The following is a 20,221-nucleotide window of genomic DNA, read 5'->3' on the forward strand; positions in this document are numbered from 1 at the left end:
GAGGATTTTTTTCCGACAGGATGTCTTAATCCACCGGCGTCAGCGTCATCGACGCGCCGCCGGCGGCGACGTTGAGGCCCAGCTGGCCGGTGACGCTGATGGTCTGCAGGTGGATCGAGCCGCTGGTGCCGCCGATCAGCACGTTGGCGCCGATGCCGGCGCCGACCGTGGCTTCGGCCGTCGCGCCTTCATAGAGGCCGGCGAGCGAACCCTGGTGATAACCGGCGGTCGGCGCGAAGACGGCCCAGATCAGCCGGCTGCGCGTCGTGAAGCCGAGATCGACGCCGAGCTTGCGAACCACGCCGGAATAATGATCCAGCGGCTCGCTGTTGCGGGCGGGCTTGAAGGCGCATTCCATGCCCTTGGCGGAGCCCAGGACATAACCGACGCCACCGCCGATGCTGCAATCGAGATAGCCGATCTTCACACCGTCACGCTCTCCGGGCGGTGTCTCGTAGGTGGGAGCGGCCGTCATGTCGGCTGCGTAAGCGATGGTGCCGCCGGCGAGGGAAAGCGATGCGGCGAGCATCGACAGGGCCAGGGTCTTCTTCATGTGTCTCTCCTTTGGGGATCGTCGCCGGAGGGAGGCCCCGGCGACTGCAGCGGAAGAATGCTGCGGGGATAACGCACACCATCGTAAATCGATCCAAATCGGCAGCATTGAGGCATGCATGATCAGGAGGATGCGTCATCAACAGGCGGCGAAGGAGGGACGCCGCCTGTATGTCTTTGATATCAAAGCGAAGCGTGGATGCCGGTATGGATGATGTTGTCGTGCCAGGTCGGGCTGATATGCGGAAAATCCAGCGGTTCGTTGCGATCCAGCAACAAGGCGAGCACCCGCGGCGGCGTCAACGGCAGCTCCTGCACGCGTTTTCCGGTGGCGTTCGAGACGGCGCAGGCGATGGCGGCGCCGACGTTCAGGATCGGCACCTCGCCTGCCCCCTTGGTGCCGAGCGGGCCGATGGACGGCGCGCCTTCGTAAAGGTCGATCTCGACCGGCACGACGTCGAGCGCCAGCGGCAGCCGGTAGGTTTCGAAGCCGGATTGTTCGATGCGGCCATGGGCGTCGATCGACACTTCCTCGTGCAGCGCATATCCCATGCCCTGCACCACGCCGCCCTGGATCTGGCTGAGCACGGCGCGCGGATTGAGGGCGCGGCCGACATCCTGCACCACCTTGTAGCTCAACACCTCGACATGGCCGGTATCGGGATCGACGGCGACTTCGCATTCGTGCACGGCAAACACCGGGATATCGATGGCATCGATGAAGTGCCCGGCGGCGCAGCCCGGCATCGACGGCACGCCCGGCGCGGTGAAGGCGCCGCTGCCGGAGACTGGTCCCATGACCTGCTGGGCCCGTTCCACCACCTTGGCGATGGTGGTGCCCGACCCCTTGATGCCGGCGATTTCGATGCGCCCGCCGGTCAACACCAGCTTTTCCGGCTTGGTCTGCAGCATTTCGCTGGCGACCGACAGCAGCTTCTTGCGGACTTCTTCGCAGGCGGCGGAACTGGCGGCGCCGATGGAGACGGTGGTGCGTCCACCGCCGACACCGAGGTCGAGGCCCGACGCATCCGTATCCGCCGTCTTGACGATGACATCCTGCGGGCGGAGACCAAGACTGTTGGCGACGATCTGCGGCAGCGACTGCATCATGGTGCCGGAGCCGATCTCGACGCCGGAGGTGACCAGCGTGGCGCTGCCATCGGCATTGAGATTGACGGTGGCCGAGGACGGGCCGATGAAGATGAACCAGGTCCCGACCGTCGTCGCCCGGCCGTAAAGCCGGTCGCCGGCTTCAGTTTTCCGCGAGGGCGATTTTTCGCGCAGTGCCGCCATGCGCTCAAGCATCGGACCGAGCACATTGCCTTCGAAGACCTGGCCGGTGGCGCCGAGATCCTTGTCGCCCAGGACGTTGCGGCGGCGGAACTCCAGCGAATCCATGCCGAGAGCGGCGCAGATCTCTTCCGTATGCCGCTCCAGGGCGAAGGTGTTGTAAACACCGTTGCAGGCGCGAAACGCGCCGTTCGGGGCCGTATTGGTATAGACGGCGCGGCTCGACAGGCGCACGGAACCGAGCTTGTAGTTGCCGCCGAGCGTGTGTGCGGTCATCGTCGTCAGGAAGATCTGCTCGCCGCCGTAGGCACCGCAATCCATCAGCACGGTCGCCTCGCGGCCGACGATCTCGCCGTCCTTCGTCACCGCCGAGCGGATGCGGATTTCGGCGTTTTCGCGGCAGAGGCAGGTCAGCATCTCCTCCTGCCGGCTGTTGACCAGCGACACCGACCGCCCGGACATCTGCGCCAGCACGGCGGCGTAGGGTTCCAGCGAGCAATCGAATTTCAGCCCGAAACCGCCGCCGACGGCCGGCACGGTGACACGCACATGCGAGGCCGGCACCTGCAGGATGCGCGCCGTCATGTTGCGCACGGTCCACGGCACCTGCGTCGAGGTCTGGATGTGGTACCGGCCGTCCTCGAAGGAGGCGACGACGGCGCGCGGCTCGAAGGAGACGTGGTTCTGGCGGCCGACCCGGTAGGTGCTGTCGATGATCTGCACGTCCGGCCGGGCGAAGGCGGCGTCGGTGTCGCCGCGGGCAACGGTGGCTTCCCAGGCGACGTTGCCGCCGCGGGCAGCACCTTCGACCAGCACCTCGTATTTCTTCCAGTCGGGGTGGATCTGCGGTGCGCCAGGTGCAAGCGACTCGGCCATGCTGATCACCGCCGGGATTTCTTCCAGCTCGACGACGATGGCGGCCGCGGCGGCGCGGGCCTGCTCCAGCGTATCGGCGGCGACGGCGGCGATCGGCTCGCCGTCGTAGCGGATGACGTCCTGCGCGAAGAGCGGATGGTCGGCGATGCCGATGCCGTGCAGGCCGGGAGCATGTTCAGCGGTGGCGATGGCCCGCACGCCCGGCATCTTGCGGGCGATGGACGTATCGATACGCAGGATGCGCGCCGAGGGCACTTCGGAGCGCAGCAGCGCGGCGTGCAACACGCCGGGGCGGACGTGATCGATGGTGTAGCGGGTGCGGCCGAGAAGCTTGTCGCGCGCATCCCGACGCGGGAAATTCATCACTGCGTTGGCCGGATCGGACATCGATTTCACTCCGCGGCTTGAGGGGCGTTGGTGAGTGCCAGAACGGCATCGATGATGCGTTCGTAACCAGTGCAGCGACAGATATTGCCGGCGAGCGCCGTCTTCATCTCGTCGCGGCTCGGATGGGCATTCTGTTCGAGGAATTTGGTGAGGCTCATCACCATGCCGGGGAAACACATGCCGCATTGCACGACATCATGGTCTTCGAGCGCCTGCTGCAGTGGCGAGAGCACGCCATCGGCGGCAATCGCCTCCACCGTCGTGATGGCGCAGCCTTGGGCAAGGCCGACCGGCATCAGGCAGGACATGCGGGCGATGCCGTCGGCATGCACGGTACAGGCGCCGCAAAATCCTTCGCGGCAGACGGCCTTGGCGCCGGTGAGGAAAAATTCCTCGCGCAGCACGTCGAGAAGCGGCGTCATCGGGGCGGCCTGGGTGGCCCGTTCCTCGCCGTTGACGATGAGTGTGATCGGCATGGTCTCTCTCCGTTTCAGGCGGTTTGCGCCGAAAGTGCTTCGACGGCGCGGCGGACGAGCGTTGGAAGCACTTTGACGCGGTACCAACCGGGTGCCTCGATACCGTCACGGCCGGTAAACTCCTCGGCCAACCGTTCGGCCTGCACGCCTATCCATGCGGTGTTGAGCGGCCGGCCAACCAGCGCGGTTTCGAGCGACGGCCATCGCCGCGCCACCGGTTCGACCGAGCCGACGGCAACGGCCGCACGGGTGACGATGCCCTTGTCGTCCTGTTCGATCGACAGGCTGGCGATGGCCACCGGATAATCCCCGGCCTTGCGCAGCGGCAGGCGGGCATGGGCCGAGCGTGCCGCCGACCGCGGCACGACGATACGACAGAGCAGCGAGCCCACAGGCAGCGCGTGACGAAGGCTGAGGAATTCCTGCAGCGGCAGGCGTTGCAGGCCGCCCGGCCCTTCCAGCTCCACGGCAGCATCGAGGCAGAGCAGCGCCGGAACGAGATCGGCGGCGGCAAAATCGGCGGTGCAGAGGTTGCCGCCGACCGTTGCCGCCTGCCTTACGGCCGGATTGGCGGATTTGGCTGCGGCCGTCGCCAGGGCGGCGAGATCGCCCCGTCCGGCAAGCGCCTCGGCCAATCTTGCATGCGTGACGCAGCTGCCGATCACCGCCTCGTCTTCGGAAATGTCGATCCGCTGCAGCGCCTCGATCTGCGAGATCGCCACGTAGGAATGGGCTAGCGGTTCGCGGCGCAGCGGTGCCCGCATCACCCACGTGGCGCCGGCCAGCGGTGTGGCGGTGCCGGCACGGTCGGCGAGGACCGCGACGGCATCGGCAACGGAGGCAGCGATGTAGAGGTTGTCGGCATGGGCCATGGCGTCTTGTCCTTCCGTGGGGTTGGGCAGGATGATGGGCGAAAACCGGAGGCGGGTTACCGTCCGCCGATCAGCATCTTGTAGCGCAGCTGGTCGATGACCACGGCGAGGATCAGCAGGCTTCCGAGCAGGACCATCTGCATGTAGGAGCCGATCTGCATGATGTTCATGCCGTTCTGCACCAGCACGATGAAGAAGGCGCCGAGCACCACGCTCTCCACCCGTCCGATGCCGCCGCGCAGCGACACGCCGGCGATGACGCAGGCGGCGATCGATTCCAGCGCGATGGTGCCGCCGAGGTTGGTCTCGCCGCTTTCGACACGCGCCGTCAGCAGGATGCCGGCCAGCGAGGCGAGCAGCGAGCAGATGATATAAGCGATGAACAGCGTCTTGCGGGTGTTGATGCCGGAGAGATGCGCCGCCTTGATGTTGCCGCCGATCGCATAGATGCGGGCGCCGGTGCGGGTGCGGTTCATCAGCACCCACATCAGCACGATGACGATCAGCGCCACGAGGACGGGAACCGGCACGCCGAAGATGCGGCCGAAGCCGAAGAAATCGCTGAATTCATAAGGCAGGCCGCCGACCGGCACGCCGCCGGTGATGAACAGCGCGATGCCTGCGCCGACCGACTGCACGCCGAGCGTCATGATGAAGGGCGAGACGCCGAAGCCGGCGATGCCGGCGCCGTTGACGAGGCCCATCACCAGCGCAGCACCAAAACCGGCGGCCAGGCCGATGGTGATGGCGAGCCAGATGGCATCCGGGAAGACGCCGGCCATGGCCACCATGGTTGAGGCGGAAACGACCGAGGTGATGGCGATCGCCGTGCCGACCGAAAGGTCGAAGCCGCCGGTGATCAGCACCAGCATCTGGCCGAGCGAGACGAGGATCAGATAGACCGACTGGCGGGCGACATTGGTGATGTTCTGCACCGTCAGGAACTGGGTCGATGCCAGCGAGAAGATGATCAGCGCCGCGATCAGGAAAAACGGCAGCACGCCGGCGCGGATGAACAGGGCCTTGACGGCCTTCCCCGGGGAAAAGGAGGATTTGGCGCCGCTTTCGGCGGCCACGGGCGCACTGGTGCTCATGCGGTCTGCCTTTCGTTTGCAAAGAACGCTTTCAGGATGGTCTGTTCGTCGATGTCGTCGCCGGAAAGCTCCGCCGAGATCTGGCCGGCCGAAAAGACGACGAGCCGGTGGGCGAGGTTCATGACCTCGGGAAGATCGGAGGAGATGACAACGACGGCCTTGCCGGCCTCGGCGATTTCCTTGATCAGTCTGTAGAGCGCCGCACGCGTGCCCATGTCGACGCCGACGGTCGGTTCGTCGAAGATATAGACGTCATAGTCCTGGCCGAAGCCGCGGCCGAACAGGGCTTTCTGCTGGTTGCCGCCGGAGAGGTTGGAAATCGTCCGCGCCATGTAGGCGTCGGAAAGATCCACCTTGCGGGCGATGCGATCGGCGATGCCGCGCATCTTTCCGGGCGAAAGCATCTTCAGGAAACCGTTGGAATCCTCGCGGTCGATCAGGCCGAGATTGACGTTCTGGCGCGTCGTTGCACCGAGCATCAGGCCTTCGGCCTTGCGATCGGGCGGCAGGTAGAAAACGCCGTTCTTCAGAAAACGCCGGGTCGGTTTGCCGCTGACATCCTCGCCCTTGAGGGTTACCGAGCCGGCGGTCATGGGGATGACCCCCAGGGCGGCCCGCCAGGTGCGCGATTTGCCGCTGCCCACCAGCCCCGCGACCCCCAAAACTTCGCCGGCGCGGACGTCGATATCGGCACCGCTCACGCCCCACGCTTTCAAGCCGCGCAGGGAGAGCAGGATCGGGCCATCCGGTTGCCGTGTGATCGGAGGATAGATCTCGTCGATCGCCCGGCCTGTCATCATTTCGACGAGGCCTGCGGGCGTGAGATCATGCACGCCGACGGTGCCGATCAGGCGACCGTCGCGCAGCACCGTGATCCGGTCCGCGATGGCGGAAAATTCCTGGATGCGGTGGGAAATATAGATGATGCCGACGCCGCGGGCCTTGGCCTCGCGGACGATGCGGAACAAGGTTTCGGTCTCGCGTTCGGTCAGCGACGCCGTCGGCTCGTCGAGGATCAGGATCTTCGCCTGCGAATGGATCGCCTTGGCGATTTCGACCATCTGCTGTTCGGCGCGCGACAAGGAGACGACGCGGGCCTTGACGTTCATGGGGAAGTCGAGGTCGGCGAAAAGCTTGCGGGCCTGGATGACCATGGCCCGGCGATCCACGAAGGGGCCGCGCATCGGCTCGGACCCCAGGAAGATGTTTTCCGCCACCGTCAGGGTGGGCACGAGGGAAAATTCCTGGAAAACGGCGGCAATGCCATGTTTCTTGGCATCCTTGACCGACGACAGGGCGATATCCTCGCCATCGATCCTGAGATCGCCCGATGTCTGCGGATAGACGCCTGACAATACGGAAATGAGGGTCGATTTGCCCGCGCCGTTCTCCCCGAAGAGCACGTGCACTTCGCCGGAAAGCAGCGTGAAATCGACGCCGTCAAGCGCGGTGACACCCGGAAACGTCTTGGTAATCCGGCGCATCTCCACGAGCGGTGCGGAGCTTGGCATCCAAAAATCCTCGGTCGGGAGAAGGACCCGGCCTAACTGGCCGGGTCCGTGTCACGCGATCAGTTTACGTTGAAAACCGGCTTGTAGCCATCCGGCGGCAGGATGTTGGTCTGCGGCACGGTTTCTACGTTGCTCGGATCGACGACGAAGATCTTCGGGCCGACATGCTTGACGAAGTCCTTCTTTTCCAGCGCGCGGATCGCCTGGTCGATGGCGATGCGGCCCTGGATGACCATCGAGTCGGCCGGTGCGGCGAGGATGAAGCCGCGCTTGATGCCTTCATAGACGCCGGGCGTCATGTAGAAGGCGAGCAGGTCGACCTGCCCCTTGAGGCCGCGTTCGCGGATGAGACCCTGGGCTGCTTCCGCCGTCACGGCGGTGCCGGCGATGTAGCGGACGTCGGGCTCGGCCTGCAGCACGTCTTCCACCAGCTTCAGCTGCGCTTCCTTGCCGGTATCGCCGAATTTCGGATCGAGAACGTTGACGGCCGAACCCTTGACGGCTTCGAGGAAGCCCTTGTTGGCGGCTTCCACCCAGCCGGCACCTGCCGGACCCGGGAACCAGCCGACCTTGACCGCTTCCGAGCCGGCCGGATGCTTCTTGGCGAGGTAGGCGCCGGTCTCATAGCCCATCGTGTAGAAGGAGACGAGCGACTTGGCGGTGACGTCGGGCGAAGAAATGCCGTTGATGACGTCGATGACCGGTATGCCCTTCTTGGTGACTTCGGTGACGAGGTTGTTCAGGCCGTCGAAGGAGATGGCGCCGATGACGACAGCCTGCGCGCCGCCGGCGACGCAGTCTTCGATCTGGCTGATCTGCTTGGCGAGCTCGGTGTAGCCGCCGGCCTCCACCAGGTTCATCTTGACGCCGGCATCCTTCGCCTGTTCGGCGACGCCGTAATCGACGCCGAGCCAGTAGGCATCTTTCATGTGCGGGAAGGAGACGCAGATGTTCCACGGCTTCTCCGCCTTTTCGACCGGCGAATATTCGACGTCGACCGACTTGCCGTCGGCGGCAAAGGCCGGCTCGATCGCCTGGGCCGGATAGGGGTACCAGGATTCCGCGCGTGCGGAGGCATTCATCGCCAACGCCAGGGCCGACGTTGCGAGTGCAAATTTCAGTAGCGATTTCATGTTTGTTCCCTCTCTTGTTAAATGCAGGTCGTCGTTAGTTCAGGGATGCACGCAGCCTTTCCAGAAGGCCGGCGCGTTCGGCGCGGGCCGCCAGGGCTTCCTCCATCGTCACCTTGACGAAGCGGGCGGGCGTATGCGGCTGCAATTGCCCGATAAGATCCATGTCGGCGGAAATCACTGTGCCGACCATGAAGTAACCGCCGCCGGATACCGCATCCCGGTGCAGGATGATCGGCTCCGTACCGCCCGGCACCTGGATGGAGCCGTAGGGGTAGCAGCTGTCGACGATGTTCGACGGGTCGGAACCGGCGCCGAAGGGCTGCTTGCGCTCGACGAAGGAGAGCTTGCGGCCGCCGCGGAAACGGTAACCCATGCGGTCGGCCTCCGGCGCCACCTTCCACTCGTCGGCGAAGAAGTTGTCCTTCGCCTCGTCGGTCAGGCGGTCCCAGTAGAGGCCGGGCAGCACGCGCAGTGCAGCCGGCGTTCCCGGCTTGCGGCGGTATTCCTCCGCCAGCGCGCGGCCTTCCGAGGCGAGGCTGCCTGCGCCGACCGGCAGTTCGTCGCCGGGGGCGAGCGGCCGGCCCTTGTAGCCGCCGAGCGCGCCGATCGGATAGGTCGAGCGGCTGCCGAGCGCCACCGGCACGTCGATGCCGCCGGAAACGGCGATATAGATGCGGGCGCCGGATTTCAGGAAGTCGAAGCTCAGCACCTGGCCGGCCTTGACCTTGAAGGCGGTCCAGCCGGGCTGGACGACGCCGTCGACCTTGGCGGGCATGTCGGCGCCGGTGACGGCCACCAGCGCGTCTTCGGTGAATTCCAGCTTCGGACCCATGAACACAGCTTCGAGACCGGCTGCGCCCTCGTCGTTGCCGACGAGCAGGTTGGCGGCACGCATCGCCAGGCGATCCATTGCGCCGCCCACCGGAATGCCGAGGTGGAAATAGCCGGGCCGGCCGAGATCCTGGACGGTGGTCGCCAGACCGTGGTGAAGAACCTTAATGGCCATAAAGCATGCCCTCCAGCTTGGCGTTGTAGCCGTCGATGTCCTTCTGGTATTCGCGCAGGTCGAAGCTGACCTCGCGGATCGGCGGGGAGAATTTGCCGGTATCGACATCCTCGACCGCCTGGTCGTAGGCCTCGCGGCCGATCGCCTTGAACTTGACGATGTCGCCGGGGCGGAAGAACACCATGAAATCGCGCAGATAGCTGACGGATTGCGAGGCGTCGAAGATCGGCATCGGCGTGATGCCGAACATCTGGTAACCGCCGGCGCCGCGCACCGAATAGATGCAGCCGAAGCAGCCGCCGTGGCCGACCGTCAGTTTCGGCGTATCGGTGCGGGGACGAAGGTATTTCGGCACCTCGATCTGCCGCTGGCGCTCGACCATCTGGTACATGAACGGCAGCCCGGCGACGAAACCGACCATCGACACGAACCACGGCGAGCCGGAATGGGCGTTGATGAAGGTCTCGACCGAAGAATAGTCGTTGATCTTCGCCGCGTAATCGAGATCGGTGCCGGTCGGTTCCTGGTGGCGTTCGCGGAAACGCATCAGCGTCTCGTGCGTCCAGGGATCGTTGTAGAAGACGGGGATTTCGACGATGCGGGTCTTGATGACCGGCTCGGCCTTCTCGGCCGCACCCTCGATCGCCTTGACTTCCCGCAGGATGTCGTCCGGCTTGATGATATCCGGATTGAACTTGATCTGGAAGGAGGCGTTGGCGGGGCAGATCTCGGTGACGCCCTTGATGCCGCTTTCGCGCACGCCCTTGGCCATCGACAGGCCCTTGAAGAAGGCTTCGAGCGACATCTCGTCGCTGCATTCGACGAAGAGATGTTCGTCACCCCCGAATGTATACCGTGTCGTCATCAGGCAACCTCTGCTTTTTTGTCGCCGGCCGTCGCGAAATCGCTTTCGAGCCAGGGTTCGAGGAAACGGGTGTGGAAATCGCCGCGGCGGACGTGATCGTCGGTGGCGAGCGCCAGGTGCAACGGGATCGTCGTCGGCACGCCTTCAACGACAAGACCTTCGAGCGCCGTCTTCAGGCGGGCGAGGCAGGCGTCGCGGGTTTCGGCCCAGACGATCAGCTTGCCGAGCAGCGAGTCGTAGAAGGGCGGCACGGTGTAGCCTTCGTAGAGCATCGTATCGAAGCGGATGCCCTCGCCTTCCGGCACCTTCAGCGTGGTGACCAGGCCCGGCGCCGGCATGAAACCCTTGGCCGGATCCTCGGCATTGATGCGGCACTCAATGGCATGGCCATGCACCTTGATGTCGTCCTGCTTCACCGACAGGGTGGCACCACCGCAGACCTTGATCATTTCCTGCACCAGATCGATGCCGGTGATCATTTCGGTGACCGGATGCTCCACCTGGATACGGGTGTTCACCTCGATGAAGTAGAACTCCTGCGCGTCCTCGTCGTAGAGATATTCCACCGTGCCGGCGCCGCGATACTTGACTTCGCGAGCGAGCGCCACCGCGCTGGCGCAGAGTTTTTCGCGCACATCGGCCGGCAGCAGGAAGGAGGGCGCCTCTTCCCAGACCTTCTGGCGGCGGCGCTGCAGCGAACATTCACGCTCGAAGCAGTGGACGAAATTCTCGCCGTCGCCGAGGATCTGCACCTCGACGTGCCGTGCCTTGGTGATGACCTTTTCCATGTAGAGGCCGCCATCGCCGAATGCGGCGGCGGCTTCGGCCGAAGCCTGCGGAAACTGGTTTTCCAGTTCGGCTATGGAATTGACGATGCGGATGCCGCGTCCGCCGCCGCCGGCGGCGGCCTTGATCATCACCGGGAAGCCGGTCTTCTCGACCACCTTCTTCGCCGCGTCGAGGTCGTCGAGACGACCGTCGCTGCCCGGAACCGTCGGCACGCCGGCCTTTGCCGCCACCTTGCGGGCGGCGACCTTGTCGCCGAGCAGGCGGATCGCATCGCCGCTCGGGCCGATGAAGATCAGGCCGGCATTGACGACGGCATCGGCAAAATCGCCGTTTTCCGACAGGAAGCCGTAGCCCGGATGCACGGCATCGACGCCGGTTGCCTTGGCGGCGGCAATGACCGCCTCGATGTTGAGATAGGATTTCTTCGGTGCCGGCGGCCCGATATTGACCGCTTCATCGGCAAGCTTGACCGCCAGCATGTCGGCGTCTGCGGCGCTGTGCACCTGTACGGTGCGCATGCCCAGCGCCTTGGCCGCCCGGATGACCCGGACCGCGATCTCGCCGCGATTGGCGACAAGGACGGAGCGGATGGTCATTGCTCCACCTCGGCGATGACCTGGCCGGCCATGACCGGCTCTTCGTTGTCGACCAGGAAGGTGATCGCCTTGCCGTCGATGCCGGCCGGGATTTCCTGGAAAGTCTTCATCACTTCGATCAGGCCGATCGTGTCGCCGCTGGCGACCGCATCGCCATCGGCTTTGAACGGGGGAACATCGGGAGAGGACGCACGATAAAAGGTGCCGGGAAGAGGGGATCTGATTTCGAGCTTGCTCATTGCTGTTCTCCGCGCGTGTTTTTCTGGTTTGCCAGTTCCGAAACGGGGGCGATGCGGATGCCTTCCGCAATCAGCGCATCGCGCATCTGGCGGACGATCTCGAAGGCGCCGAGCGTATCGGAGTGGAAGCAGATGGATTCGAATTCGATGGCGATGTCATTGCCGCTGACGGTGCGGACCTTGCCTTCCTTGCAGGCGCGCACCACCTTGCGGGCGATCACGGCCGGGTCGGGCCGGCCGGCGTCGCGGGTGAAGACGATCGAGCCGTTGTCGCCGTAATCGCGGTCGGCGTAGAATTCGCGGATCACCGGTTGGCCGGCTTCAAGCGCGGCGCGATGGGTTGCCGATCCGCCCATGCAGAAGACGAAGCTGTCCGGGGCCGCCGTGCGCATGTACTGGACGAAGATCTGCGACAGTTCCGGATTGACCGCCATCTCCATGTAGAGGGCGCCATGCGGCTTGACATGCTGCAGGCGCACGCCATGGCGGCGGGCGAATTCGCGCAGGGCGCCGACCTGATAGATGACGTCGTTGATCAGTTCCTTGGAGGTGCCGGAGATCTTGCGGCGGCCGAAACCCTGCAGGTCGTTGTAACCCGGGTGGGCGCCGACTTCGACGCCATGTTCGGCGGCAAGCCTTACGGTCTGGTCCATGAGATTGGGATCGCCTGCATGGAAACCGGCCGCAACATTGGCGGAACTGATCAGGCCCATCAATGCGGCATCGTCCGTATCTCCGATGCGCCAGCGACCGAAGCTTTCGCCCAGATCGCAATTGATATCGACTACCTCGAGCACGTTGATCTTCCCTCTTGTGCCTAGCTTTTAAGCTTTCGCAGGCTTGCTTATTTTTTGACATGATGACGCTAGGTGAAAAAATATCTTTTGAAAAATTCTATTTTTATATATTCATTATCTGAAAATCCGAAGACGCATGGTGCTGCGCACAACGACGCAAGCGCCGACGTTTCAAGGCAAAAATCCCGGCCTGAAAGGGCTTTTGCACTGCAAAACGGCATTTGCATCTGCGTCTTCTGAAAAATTGATGTCACGCATTCAAATATATAAATGGGAAAATCGCTTATGGGTTTTAGTCTGCGGCAGCTTCGCTACTTCGTGGCGACAGCGGAATTGGGACAGATTTCCCAGGCGGCTGTCGATCTTTCCATATCGCAGTCGGCAGTGACGACGGCGATCAAGGACCTGGAACAGATCGTCGGCGTCGGCCTGTTCACCCGCACTCCGCACGGAATGGACCTGACGGCCGCCGGCCGGCAATTCTTGAGCCACGCCTATGATATCCTCAAGAAGGTCGACGAGGCAACGCATCTCAATTTCGTCTCGAGCGAGGTCGAGGGCACGCTGAGCGTTGCGGCGACTTACACGGTGATCGGCTATTTCCTGCCGATGCATATCGAGCGTTTGCGGCGCCTGTTTCCGAAGCTCAACATCCAGCTTTTCGAGCAGAACCGTGAATCCATCGAGGAAGGCTTGCTGGCCAACCGCTACGACATCTCGGTGCTGCTGACCTCGAACATCCTCAACCCGCAGTTGGTGACGGAAACGGTGGTGGGGTCGGCGCGCCGCCTGTGGGTGCCGGCACAGCATCCGCTGCTGCAGCGCGACGAGGTCGGCCTGCGGGAAGTTTCGGAGGAACCCTACATCATGCTCACCGTCGACGAGGCGGCGCATTCCTCGCTGAAATACTGGAGCATGTCGAGCTACCAGCCGCGGGTCATGCTGCGCACCACCTCCGTCGAGGCGGTGCGGTCGATGGTGGCGAACGGCCTCGGGGTGGCGATCCTTTCGGACATGGTTCACCGGCCCTGGTCGCTGGAGGGCCGGCGGATCGAGACGATCAATCTCAAGGACCATGTGCCGGCGATGGATATCGGCCTTGCCTGGCGGGCCAATTCCACCTTCACGCCGGCGATGCAGGCGTTCCGCGGCTATTTCCAGCAGGCCTTCGGCCTGCCGGGAACCAACGGCTGATGCGCGCTGCTTTCAGGCGATCTGCCGCGGGCGGGCGACGTCGGTCACTTCGTCGCGATCCGGCGCGCGACCGTAGCTCATGCGGCGCATCTGTTCGATGACCCGCTCCATCTCGTCGTCGGGCAGGACGGGTGGTTCGCCGAGCGTCAGCGCCTGCAGATACATGCGCGACAGGGTTTCCACTTCGCAGGCGAGCCACAGCGCCCGCTCCAGCGTCTTGCCGAGCGAGATCTGGCCATGCTGGCCGAGAAGGCAGGCATAACGGTCCTTGAGTGCCACCAGGGCGTTGTCGGAAAGCTCCTGGGTGCCGAAGGTGGCATAGCCGGCGCAGCGGATCGTCGTGCCGCCGGCGACGCCGGTCATGTAATGGAAGCTTGGAATGGTCTTGTGGTGGCAGGCCAGCGTCGTCGCATACATGGAATGGCAATGCAGCACGACATTGACATCCTTGCGCTCGCGCAGGATATCGCGGTGGAAGCGCCATTCCGAGGACGGGCGCGGGCCGACATAGGTGCCGTTGAAGTCCATCTCCACTAAGTCTTCCGGCCGCATCGTATCATAGGGCATGGAGGACGGCGTCAGCAGAAAACCGTCCTCGGTGCGGACGGAGAGATTGCCGGCCATGCCCTGGTTGATGCCCGAGGCGTTCATGCGCCGGCACGTCTCCAGCATCTCGATACGCAGGGCATAGTTCTGGTCGTTGGACATTGTCTTTCCTTTCATCGAAGGGTGAGGGCGGGCGTCAGGCTGCGATCATTCTGGATCAGGCTGCGCCAGCGTGCGGAATAGGTGGGAAGCAGGGAGGTGAGCGTCGTCAGCGGCTCCGGCTTGTCGAGGTCGATCGGCGCCGGTGCGGTGCGCTCTGCATGTTCTGCGAGAAGGGCGGCACCGGAAGCGACGCCATACCCTTTCCGATTGAAAAAGACATGGCGATCCGGAAGCAGGCCGGCGACGAGTGCGGCATAAAGAGGATCGCGCAAAAAGCTGCCGTCGAGAACGACTGTGCGGCAATCGCCGAGCGCATCGAGGCATTCCGTCGTCAGCAGGGCGCAATAGATCAGTGCGAGGGCCTTGCGCTCCATGGCGTCTGCTGGCGGTGGGCCAAACATCGTCCCGCGTCCCGCACTGCCGGGAAACAGGCCATCGTCGCTGCCGAAGGAGGGCAGTGCAAACGTGCCCTGTGCGATGAGGCGCTCCACAGCGTGGCGCAGGACCGGCCCATCGGGTGCATCGGCGCCGGCGATGGCAACAAATTCACGACCGCCCATGGTGAGTACGCCGCCGAGCGGCTTGCCGCAGACGTCGCTGTTGCAGGTCATGCCGCGATGTTCGTCCAGTCGCGCCACCGGTGTCCTGTCACTGAAACCGACGATCCAGGTGCCGGTCGAGACAACGGCGACATCGCTGAGGCCGGCCGCCTGGTATCGGTAAAAATTCAGGCTGCTGTCATGGGCGCCGGCCAGCACCCGGGCAGTTTCAGCAAGACCAAGACGTCGGGCAATCTCCGGCCTCAGCAGGCCGACCGTTTCCCATGCCTTGGCGAATGGCGGCATGAGCCGCTGCCAGCCGAGCTGTGTCACGATCGGCGCCCAGCGCTGCTCCACGACATTCCACAGATGCGACTGGGCGCCGAGGAAACTCGATTCCGAAACCGCATTGCCGGTCAGCAGCCAGGCCCAATATTGCGGGATGCCGAGGAACCAGCGAGCCGCCGCGACTGTCTGCGGTTCGGCACGCTGCATCCAGAAGAGTTGGCGCGCCTGGTGGGTGGCGCCAAGCATGGTGGCGCTGCCCCGGTCGAAGAAGGAACCGGAAAGCGGCGCATAAGCCTGGTCGAGACCGGGCGGCAGAGGCTGCTCGTAGTCAATCATCGGCAGCGCGGCGCCACTGCCATCTCCCGGATCTTCATTGACCAGCACGCCACCGGAGCCGTGGCCGGAGCAGACGATGGTATCGAGGCGATGGCGGGCGGCGAGCGCTGCGATGCTCGCGAAGACCCAGTCGCGCAACGCGTCGAGGTCATGATGGCGCCACGGCGGGCCGGGCAGGACGGGGTTGGTGGAGGAGAGCGTTTCCAGCACATGGCCGTCCGTCGTCACGGCATTGACCTTCACATTGGTCTTGCCGATGTCGATGACCGCCACGCATGTGTCGCCGCTGTCTGCCACCCTCGCCTCCCCGGCCCGTCCGTGCTCAGATCAGGCCGTATTGCCGTGCCTTGTTGCGCAGGAAGGGCAGGCCGTTACCCATCACCTCTGCCTCATCTTTGGCCACCGGGCGCCAGACGGCAAGTCCATAAGCCACTTCCGGCGGCATATTGATGAAACTTTCCATCGCCAGGCCCCCCTTGAAGTCGATCGCTGCCAGCGCGGCATAGATCTCGTCCCAGGGGACGTTGCCATAACCCGGGGTGCCGCGGTCGCTTTCAGAAAGATGGATGTATTTCAGGTGGTCGCGGGCGTCGAGAATACCGTTTGCCGCGCCTTTTTCCTCGATGTTCATGTGGTAGGTGTCGAGATGCACGAAGATATTGTCGGCGCCGACGCGCTCGATCATCTCCACCGCCTGTTTTCCGGTGTTGATCAGGTGATTTTCGTAACGGTTGACGGCCTCGACGCCGAGTTCGATGCCGAGCGGCTTGGTGTGCTTGGCCGCGGCATCGAGAACGCGGGCAATGTTGTCATATTCGCCCTGCGTCGGCGGCACGCCGGTGCGCTCGCCGATACCGCCGAAGATGACGCCAGACAGCGCTTCGGCACCCATTTCCTTGGTCTTGTCGATGGCGACCTTCAGGTGTTCGATGGCCGCATCCGGGCGAACGGAGGCCCAGGCGCTTTCCGGCAGGCCGAGCGAGCAGACGGCGCGCAGCTTGTGTTTTTCGAGCAGCGCGCGGGTGTGCGGCGCATCGACCATCGGCGCGTTGAGCAATGCGATTTCGAGGAAATCCATTTCATATTTGACGGCGGCGGCGATGGCCCGCTCGGCGCCGGCGCGATCCCAGTTCATGGTCCACATGCTGGTGTGAACGCCAAATCCTTGCATGATATTATCTCCTGTTTTTCAAAATCTTGAAATGTCCCGCCATCCAGCGCAGGATCATGATGCCGACGAGGAGGATGCCCCAGACGGCGGTGGCGAGGTGTTGGTTGGCGCCGAGCAGGTTCAGCCCGGACGACAGCAGCTGCAGCACGATCAGCGCGACGAAGACCGGAATGACGCGGCCGAAACCGCCGAACGGATTGACGCCGCCGAGGAAGCAGGCGAGCACCGTGATCAAGAGATAGGACTCGCCGTGGCCGACGCGCACCGAGTTGAAGCGGGCGAGCATGATGATGCCGGCGACCGAGCACATCAGCCCGGACAGTGCATAGACCCAGACGATGACCTTGCGGGTGTTGATGCCGGAATAGCGCACCGCCTCGATGTTCGAGCCGATCATCGTCGTGTTGAAGCCGAGTTTCGTCCGCGTCAGAAGCACATGCCAGGCCAGCACGCAGAGCACGAAGACGATCAGCGGCACGGGGATGCCGAGAAGCGAGCCGTGGCCGAGCGGGCGAATGAAATCGGGAAAACCGGAGATGTCGCCGCCGCGGGTCAGAAACTCGCCGAGGCCGCGTAAAAAAATCATCATCGACAGCGAGACGAGGATCGGGTGGGCGCGCGTGAAGGCGATGACCAGGCCCATGACCACGCCGCTTGCCGCGCCCACTGCAAGGGCGAGCACGACGCCGAGGATCAGCGCGCCGACACCGGCATCGGCGCCGCCGTAGGATTGCAGCACCCAGGCGAGCGTCAGCCCGGCGATGTTGGCGGTGAAGGTGATGGCGAGATTGAGGCCGCCGGTGAGGATCGGCAGCAGCATGGCGAGCGTCAGCAGCCCGAGTTCGGGAAGCTGGAACGCCACCGAACCGAAGGTGGCGGCGCTGATGAACTGCGGCGAGGCGATGCCGAAGATCAGCATGACGGCGACGAAAGCCATGGACGGTCCGGCCATTTCCGGGCCCGCGAGATCCTTCAAGCGCTCGAAAAGCTTGCTCATGGCCGTTTTCCTTCCGAACGCGCCAAGGGTAAAAGCTTCTCGATGCTGGTATTCGACAGGGTGATGGCGACGAGGATGATGGCGCCGACGATCATCTTGAAGGCGAAAGGCGAGACGCCCATCAGGTTCAGGCCGTTCTGGGTGATCGACACGAGCAGCACGCCGAGCACGCAGCCGAACACCGAGCCCTTGCCGCCACCGAGCCGCGCGCCGCCGAGCACGACGGCGGCCAGAACGTCGAGCTCGCGGCCGTAGAGCGCATTGGGTACGACCTCCTGGGCATAATGCGCCTGGACGAGACCGGCGATGCCGGCCATCAGCCCCAACCAGCCGAAGGCGATGAACTGCATGGCGCCGATCGGGATGCCGAAGCGCCGCGCCCCTTCCGGATTGTCGCCGAAGGCATAAAGCTGCCGCCCCGTCGTCGTGCGGGTGATCAGCAGCCAGGTGGCGATGACGCAGACGACCATGACCAGCACCGGCAGGGTGATCTCCACCCATGTGCCGTTGGCCATTTCATGTTCGAACAGCACGACGCGGGTCGTCAGCCAGTCGGGCAGGTCGTAGATCGACACGCCCTTGGTGAAGAACATCAGCAGGCCGAAGTAGATGTTGAAGGTGGAGATCGTCGCGACGATGGAGATGATGCGGAAGCGGTGGATCAGGAAGGCGTTGAAGGCGCCGAGCACGATGCCCGCCGTGCCCGCAAGCAGGAAGCCGAACAGCCAGTTGCCGCCGCCGATCCAGCCGAGCATCACCGCCGTGACGTACTGGACGACGGAAGCGGCGACCGCAAAGGAGATGTCGATGCCGCCGGCGATCAGCACCACCAGCAATCCGACCGCGAAGATGATGTTGACCGAACTGGTATTGAGCAGGTCGAAGGCATTGCCGAGCGTGAAGAAATTCTCCGTCGCGAAGGACAGGAACAGGCTGATCAGCAGGATGACCAGCAGCAGGGCGGATTCAGTTGCATGGGTTCGGATGTAGCTATGCATAGACCGCCTCCTCGATCTCGGCGAGGCTCGCCTGGCGCGGATCGTATTCGCCGACGATGCGGCCTTTCTTCATGTGCAGCACCCTGTCGGCGTTGAAATAGACCTCCGGCACCTCGTCCGAAATCAGGATGATGGCGAGGCCGGTTTCCGCCAGCCGGGCGACGATATCGAAGATGCCGGCGCGGGCGCCGACGTCGACGCCGACGGTCGGGGCGTCGAGGATCAGAAGTTTTGGGTCCGTCGCCAGCCATTTGGCGATGGCGACACGCTGCTGATTGCCGCCGGAAAGCGTCGAGATCGCATCGTCCTGCAGGCCGATCTTGACGCCGAGTTCGGCGATCCAGTGCTTGACGAGGCTACGCTTGCGGTCCTCGGAGATCAGGCCGCCGGCGATGATTTTCCGCAGCGAAGCGATGACGAGATTGTCGGCGATCGATTGCGGCTGAACCAGGCCGAGCGATAGACGGTCTTCGGAGAGATAGGCGATGCCGGCGGCAATCGCCTCGCGGTTGGAGGAAAAGGAGATCGGCCGGCCATCGAGTGCCATCCGACCCGCGGTCGGATGAAGCATGCCGAACAGCGACAGCGCCAGTTCGGTGCGCCCGGCGCCAAGCAGGCCGGTGATGCCGAGCGTTTCGCCGCTGCGCACCGTCAGGCTGACATCCTCGAACTGGCCGCGACGGGTCAGACCTTCGAGTTCGAGCACGACCGGGCGATCCTGCTTCGGTTTGGCCCTGACCTGCTGGTCGAAGGTCTTGCCGGTCATCAGTTCGGTGATCCGCGATTGCGTCATGCCGTCCGCTGGATAGACCCCGACCAGCGCGCCGTCGCGCAGCACGGTGATGCGGCTGGAGATTTCCAGCACTTCGGCAAGGCGGTGGCTGACGAAGACGACGGCGACGCCGGAAGCGGAAAGGTTGCGGACGATATCGAGCAGATAATCGGTTTCCGATTGCGTCAGCGAGGCGGTCGGCTCGTCCATGAAGACGACCCTGGCTTCGCCGACCAGCGCCCGGGCGATGGCGACGATCTGCCTCTGGGCAATGGCGTAGGATTTCAGCGGCAGGTCGACATCCAGCGACACGCCGAGCCGGGCGAGCGCATCGGTGGCGATATTGCGCATGCGGCCGTAATTCACCAGCCGCGGCCAGCCGCCGACCATGGTTTCGAAAGCGATGTTTTCGGCGACGCTCATTTCGGGGAAAAGCGCAAGATCCTGCCAGATGACCTTGATGCCGGAAGCCTGCGCCGTCACCGGCGACATATGGCTGTAGGCCTGGCCGTCATAGGTGATTTCGGCGCCGGTTTCCGGGCGGTAGACGCCGGTGATGATCTTGATCAGCGTGCTTTTGCCCGAGCCATTTTCACCGGCAAGGCAATGAACCTCGCCCGGACGAACTTCGAAGCTGACATCCTTCAGCGCCTTGACACCGCCGAATGTCATATTGATGTGTCGCAGGGCGAGCAGCGGCTTGTCGTTGCCCTCTGCGCCAGCGGGATTGTTCAT

General features: G+C 63.9%; 19 protein-coding genes. 1 reads left to right on the top strand and 18 read right to left on the bottom strand.

All coding sequences use genetic code 11. From position 1 onward, the window contains the following. Nucleotides 1–25 precede the first annotated feature (25 nt). The 12 genes from DEM27_RS20990 to DEM27_RS21045 form a co-directional block, all read right to left on the bottom strand. Nucleotides 26–553: a DUF992 domain-containing protein gene (locus DEM27_RS20990; RefSeq protein ID WP_109460213.1), complete on the bottom strand. Its 528-nt coding sequence runs from the start codon at nucleotides 551–553 to the stop codon at nucleotides 26–28. Nucleotides 554–735: 182 nt separating this feature from the next. Beyond that, a complete protein-coding gene (locus DEM27_RS20995) occupies nucleotides 736–3,105 on the bottom strand; it encodes a xanthine dehydrogenase family protein molybdopterin-binding subunit (protein WP_109460214.1) in 2,370 nt (789 codons plus the stop codon). 5 nt (nucleotides 3,106–3,110) lie between these two features. Continuing rightward, nucleotides 3,111–3,581, bottom strand: a complete 471-nt coding sequence (locus tag DEM27_RS21000) for a (2Fe-2S)-binding protein (RefSeq protein ID WP_109460215.1) — start codon at nucleotides 3,579–3,581, stop codon at nucleotides 3,111–3,113. A gap of 14 nt (nucleotides 3,582–3,595) precedes the next feature. Beyond that, nucleotides 3,596–4,453: an FAD binding domain-containing protein gene (locus DEM27_RS21005; protein WP_109460216.1), complete on the bottom strand. Its 858-nt coding sequence runs from the start codon at nucleotides 4,451–4,453 to the stop codon at nucleotides 3,596–3,598. A 56-nt stretch (nucleotides 4,454–4,509) separates the two neighbouring features. Next, the gene (locus DEM27_RS21010; RefSeq protein ID WP_109460217.1) at nucleotides 4,510–5,547 is read right to left on the bottom strand and encodes an ABC transporter permease; all 1,038 of its coding nucleotides are present in this window, start codon (nucleotides 5,545–5,547) and stop codon (nucleotides 4,510–4,512) included. After that, nucleotides 5,544–7,058, bottom strand: a complete 1,515-nt coding sequence (locus DEM27_RS21015; RefSeq protein WP_109460218.1) for a sugar ABC transporter ATP-binding protein — start codon at nucleotides 7,056–7,058, stop codon at nucleotides 5,544–5,546. The genes DEM27_RS21010 and DEM27_RS21015 overlap by 4 nt, the downstream gene beginning before the upstream one ends. A 59-nt stretch (nucleotides 7,059–7,117) precedes the next feature. Then, nucleotides 7,118–8,191, bottom strand: a complete 1,074-nt coding sequence (gene torT, locus DEM27_RS21020) for a TMAO reductase system periplasmic protein TorT (protein WP_109460219.1) — start codon at nucleotides 8,189–8,191, stop codon at nucleotides 7,118–7,120. Between the two features lie 34 nt (nucleotides 8,192–8,225). Then, the gene (locus DEM27_RS21025; protein ID WP_109460220.1) at nucleotides 8,226–9,197 is read right to left on the bottom strand and encodes a 5-oxoprolinase subunit C family protein; all 972 of its coding nucleotides are present in this window, start codon (nucleotides 9,195–9,197) and stop codon (nucleotides 8,226–8,228) included. Then, a complete protein-coding gene (locus DEM27_RS21030; protein WP_109460221.1) occupies nucleotides 9,187–10,062 on the bottom strand; it encodes a 5-oxoprolinase subunit B family protein in 876 nt (291 codons plus the stop codon). Before DEM27_RS21030 ends, DEM27_RS21025 begins: the two co-directional genes overlap by 11 nt. Beyond that, nucleotides 10,062–11,447 carry an acetyl-CoA carboxylase biotin carboxylase subunit gene (locus tag DEM27_RS21035; protein WP_109460222.1) on the bottom strand — a complete coding sequence of 462 codons (1,386 nt, stop codon included), beginning with the start codon at nucleotides 11,445–11,447 and terminating at the stop codon, nucleotides 10,062–10,064. Before DEM27_RS21035 ends, DEM27_RS21030 begins: the two co-directional genes overlap by 1 nt. Continuing rightward, a complete protein-coding gene (locus DEM27_RS21040; RefSeq protein WP_109460223.1) occupies nucleotides 11,444–11,686 on the bottom strand; it encodes an acetyl-CoA carboxylase in 243 nt (80 codons plus the stop codon). The genes DEM27_RS21035 and DEM27_RS21040 overlap by 4 nt, the downstream gene beginning before the upstream one ends. Further along, on the bottom strand, nucleotides 11,683–12,483 hold the full coding sequence (locus DEM27_RS21045) for a 5-oxoprolinase subunit PxpA (RefSeq protein ID WP_109460224.1): 801 nt from the start codon (nucleotides 12,481–12,483) through the stop codon (nucleotides 11,683–11,685). The genes DEM27_RS21040 and DEM27_RS21045 overlap by 4 nt, the downstream gene beginning before the upstream one ends. Nucleotides 12,484–12,768: 285 nt before the next feature. On the opposite strand from DEM27_RS21045, the gene DEM27_RS21050 reads away from it, so the two are divergent. Continuing rightward, entirely contained in the window at nucleotides 12,769–13,677 is a 909-nt protein-coding gene (locus tag DEM27_RS21050; protein WP_109460225.1) for a LysR family transcriptional regulator, read from the top strand. 12 nt (nucleotides 13,678–13,689) lie between these two features. Here DEM27_RS21050 and DEM27_RS21055 read toward each other — a convergent pair whose 3' ends face one another. From DEM27_RS21055 to DEM27_RS21080, 6 genes are read right to left on the bottom strand one after another with little or no spacing between them, the layout of a single operon-like run. Then, nucleotides 13,690–14,385, bottom strand: a complete 696-nt coding sequence (locus tag DEM27_RS21055; protein ID WP_109460226.1) for a class II aldolase/adducin family protein — start codon at nucleotides 14,383–14,385, stop codon at nucleotides 13,690–13,692. Between the two features lie 11 nt (nucleotides 14,386–14,396). Beyond that, nucleotides 14,397–15,845: an FGGY-family carbohydrate kinase gene (locus DEM27_RS21060; RefSeq protein ID WP_109460227.1), complete on the bottom strand. Its 1,449-nt coding sequence runs from the start codon at nucleotides 15,843–15,845 to the stop codon at nucleotides 14,397–14,399. A gap of 25 nt (nucleotides 15,846–15,870) precedes the next feature. Beyond that, nucleotides 15,871–16,719, bottom strand: coding sequence for a sugar phosphate isomerase/epimerase family protein (locus tag DEM27_RS21065; RefSeq protein ID WP_109460228.1), 849 nt, complete (start codon nucleotides 16,717–16,719; stop codon nucleotides 15,871–15,873). Nucleotides 16,720–16,723: 4 nt separating this feature from the next. Then, entirely contained in the window at nucleotides 16,724–17,716 is a 993-nt protein-coding gene (locus DEM27_RS21070; RefSeq protein WP_109460229.1) for an ABC transporter permease, read from the bottom strand. Further along, the gene (locus DEM27_RS21075; RefSeq protein ID WP_109460230.1) at nucleotides 17,713–18,714 is read right to left on the bottom strand and encodes an ABC transporter permease; all 1,002 of its coding nucleotides are present in this window, start codon (nucleotides 18,712–18,714) and stop codon (nucleotides 17,713–17,715) included. Before DEM27_RS21075 ends, DEM27_RS21070 begins: the two co-directional genes overlap by 4 nt. After that, nucleotides 18,707–20,221 carry a sugar ABC transporter ATP-binding protein gene (locus DEM27_RS21080; RefSeq protein ID WP_109460231.1) on the bottom strand — a complete coding sequence of 505 codons (1,515 nt, stop codon included), beginning with the start codon at nucleotides 20,219–20,221 and terminating at the stop codon, nucleotides 18,707–18,709. The genes DEM27_RS21075 and DEM27_RS21080 overlap by 8 nt, the downstream gene beginning before the upstream one ends.

This window comes from Rhizobium album, assembly GCF_003122325.1.
Taxonomy (GTDB): Bacteria; Pseudomonadota; Alphaproteobacteria; order Rhizobiales; family Rhizobiaceae; genus Metarhizobium; species Metarhizobium album.

Excerpts from the sequence above, each read along its gene's own strand:
- DEM27_RS20990 (WP_109460213.1), bottom strand. The coding sequence starts at position 553 with ATGAAGAAGACCCTGGCCCTGTCGATGCTCGCCGCATCGCTTTCCCTC.
- DEM27_RS20995 (WP_109460214.1), bottom strand. The coding sequence starts at position 3,105 with ATGTCCGATCCGGCCAACGCAGTGATGAATTTCCCGCGTCGGGATGCG.
- DEM27_RS21000 (WP_109460215.1), bottom strand. The coding sequence starts at position 3,581 with ATGCCGATCACACTCATCGTCAACGGCGAGGAACGGGCCACCCAGGCC.
- DEM27_RS21005 (WP_109460216.1), bottom strand. The coding sequence starts at position 4,453 with ATGGCCCATGCCGACAACCTCTACATCGCTGCCTCCGTTGCCGATGCC.
- DEM27_RS21010 (WP_109460217.1), bottom strand. The coding sequence starts at position 5,547 with ATGAGCACCAGTGCGCCCGTGGCCGCCGAAAGCGGCGCCAAATCCTCC.
- DEM27_RS21015 (WP_109460218.1), bottom strand. The coding sequence starts at position 7,058 with ATGCCAAGCTCCGCACCGCTCGTGGAGATGCGCCGGATTACCAAGACG.
- torT (WP_109460219.1), bottom strand. The coding sequence starts at position 8,191 with ATGAAATCGCTACTGAAATTTGCACTCGCAACGTCGGCCCTGGCGTTG.
- DEM27_RS21025 (WP_109460220.1), bottom strand. The coding sequence starts at position 9,197 with ATGGCCATTAAGGTTCTTCACCACGGTCTGGCGACCACCGTCCAGGAT.
- DEM27_RS21030 (WP_109460221.1), bottom strand. The coding sequence starts at position 10,062 with ATGACGACACGGTATACATTCGGGGGTGACGAACATCTCTTCGTCGAA.
- DEM27_RS21035 (WP_109460222.1), bottom strand. The coding sequence starts at position 11,447 with ATGACCATCCGCTCCGTCCTTGTCGCCAATCGCGGCGAGATCGCGGTC.
- DEM27_RS21040 (WP_109460223.1), bottom strand. The coding sequence starts at position 11,686 with ATGAGCAAGCTCGAAATCAGATCCCCTCTTCCCGGCACCTTTTATCGT.
- DEM27_RS21050 (WP_109460225.1), top strand. The coding sequence starts at position 12,769 with ATGGGTTTTAGTCTGCGGCAGCTTCGCTACTTCGTGGCGACAGCGGAA.
- DEM27_RS21055 (WP_109460226.1), bottom strand. The coding sequence starts at position 14,385 with ATGTCCAACGACCAGAACTATGCCCTGCGTATCGAGATGCTGGAGACG.
- DEM27_RS21065 (WP_109460228.1), bottom strand. The coding sequence starts at position 16,719 with ATGCAAGGATTTGGCGTTCACACCAGCATGTGGACCATGAACTGGGAT.
- DEM27_RS21070 (WP_109460229.1), bottom strand. The coding sequence starts at position 17,716 with ATGAGCAAGCTTTTCGAGCGCTTGAAGGATCTCGCGGGCCCGGAAATG.
- DEM27_RS21075 (WP_109460230.1), bottom strand. The coding sequence starts at position 18,714 with ATGCATAGCTACATCCGAACCCATGCAACTGAATCCGCCCTGCTGCTG.
- DEM27_RS21080 (WP_109460231.1), bottom strand. The coding sequence starts at position 20,221 with ATGAACAATCCCGCTGGCGCAGAGGGCAACGACAAGCCGCTGCTCGCC.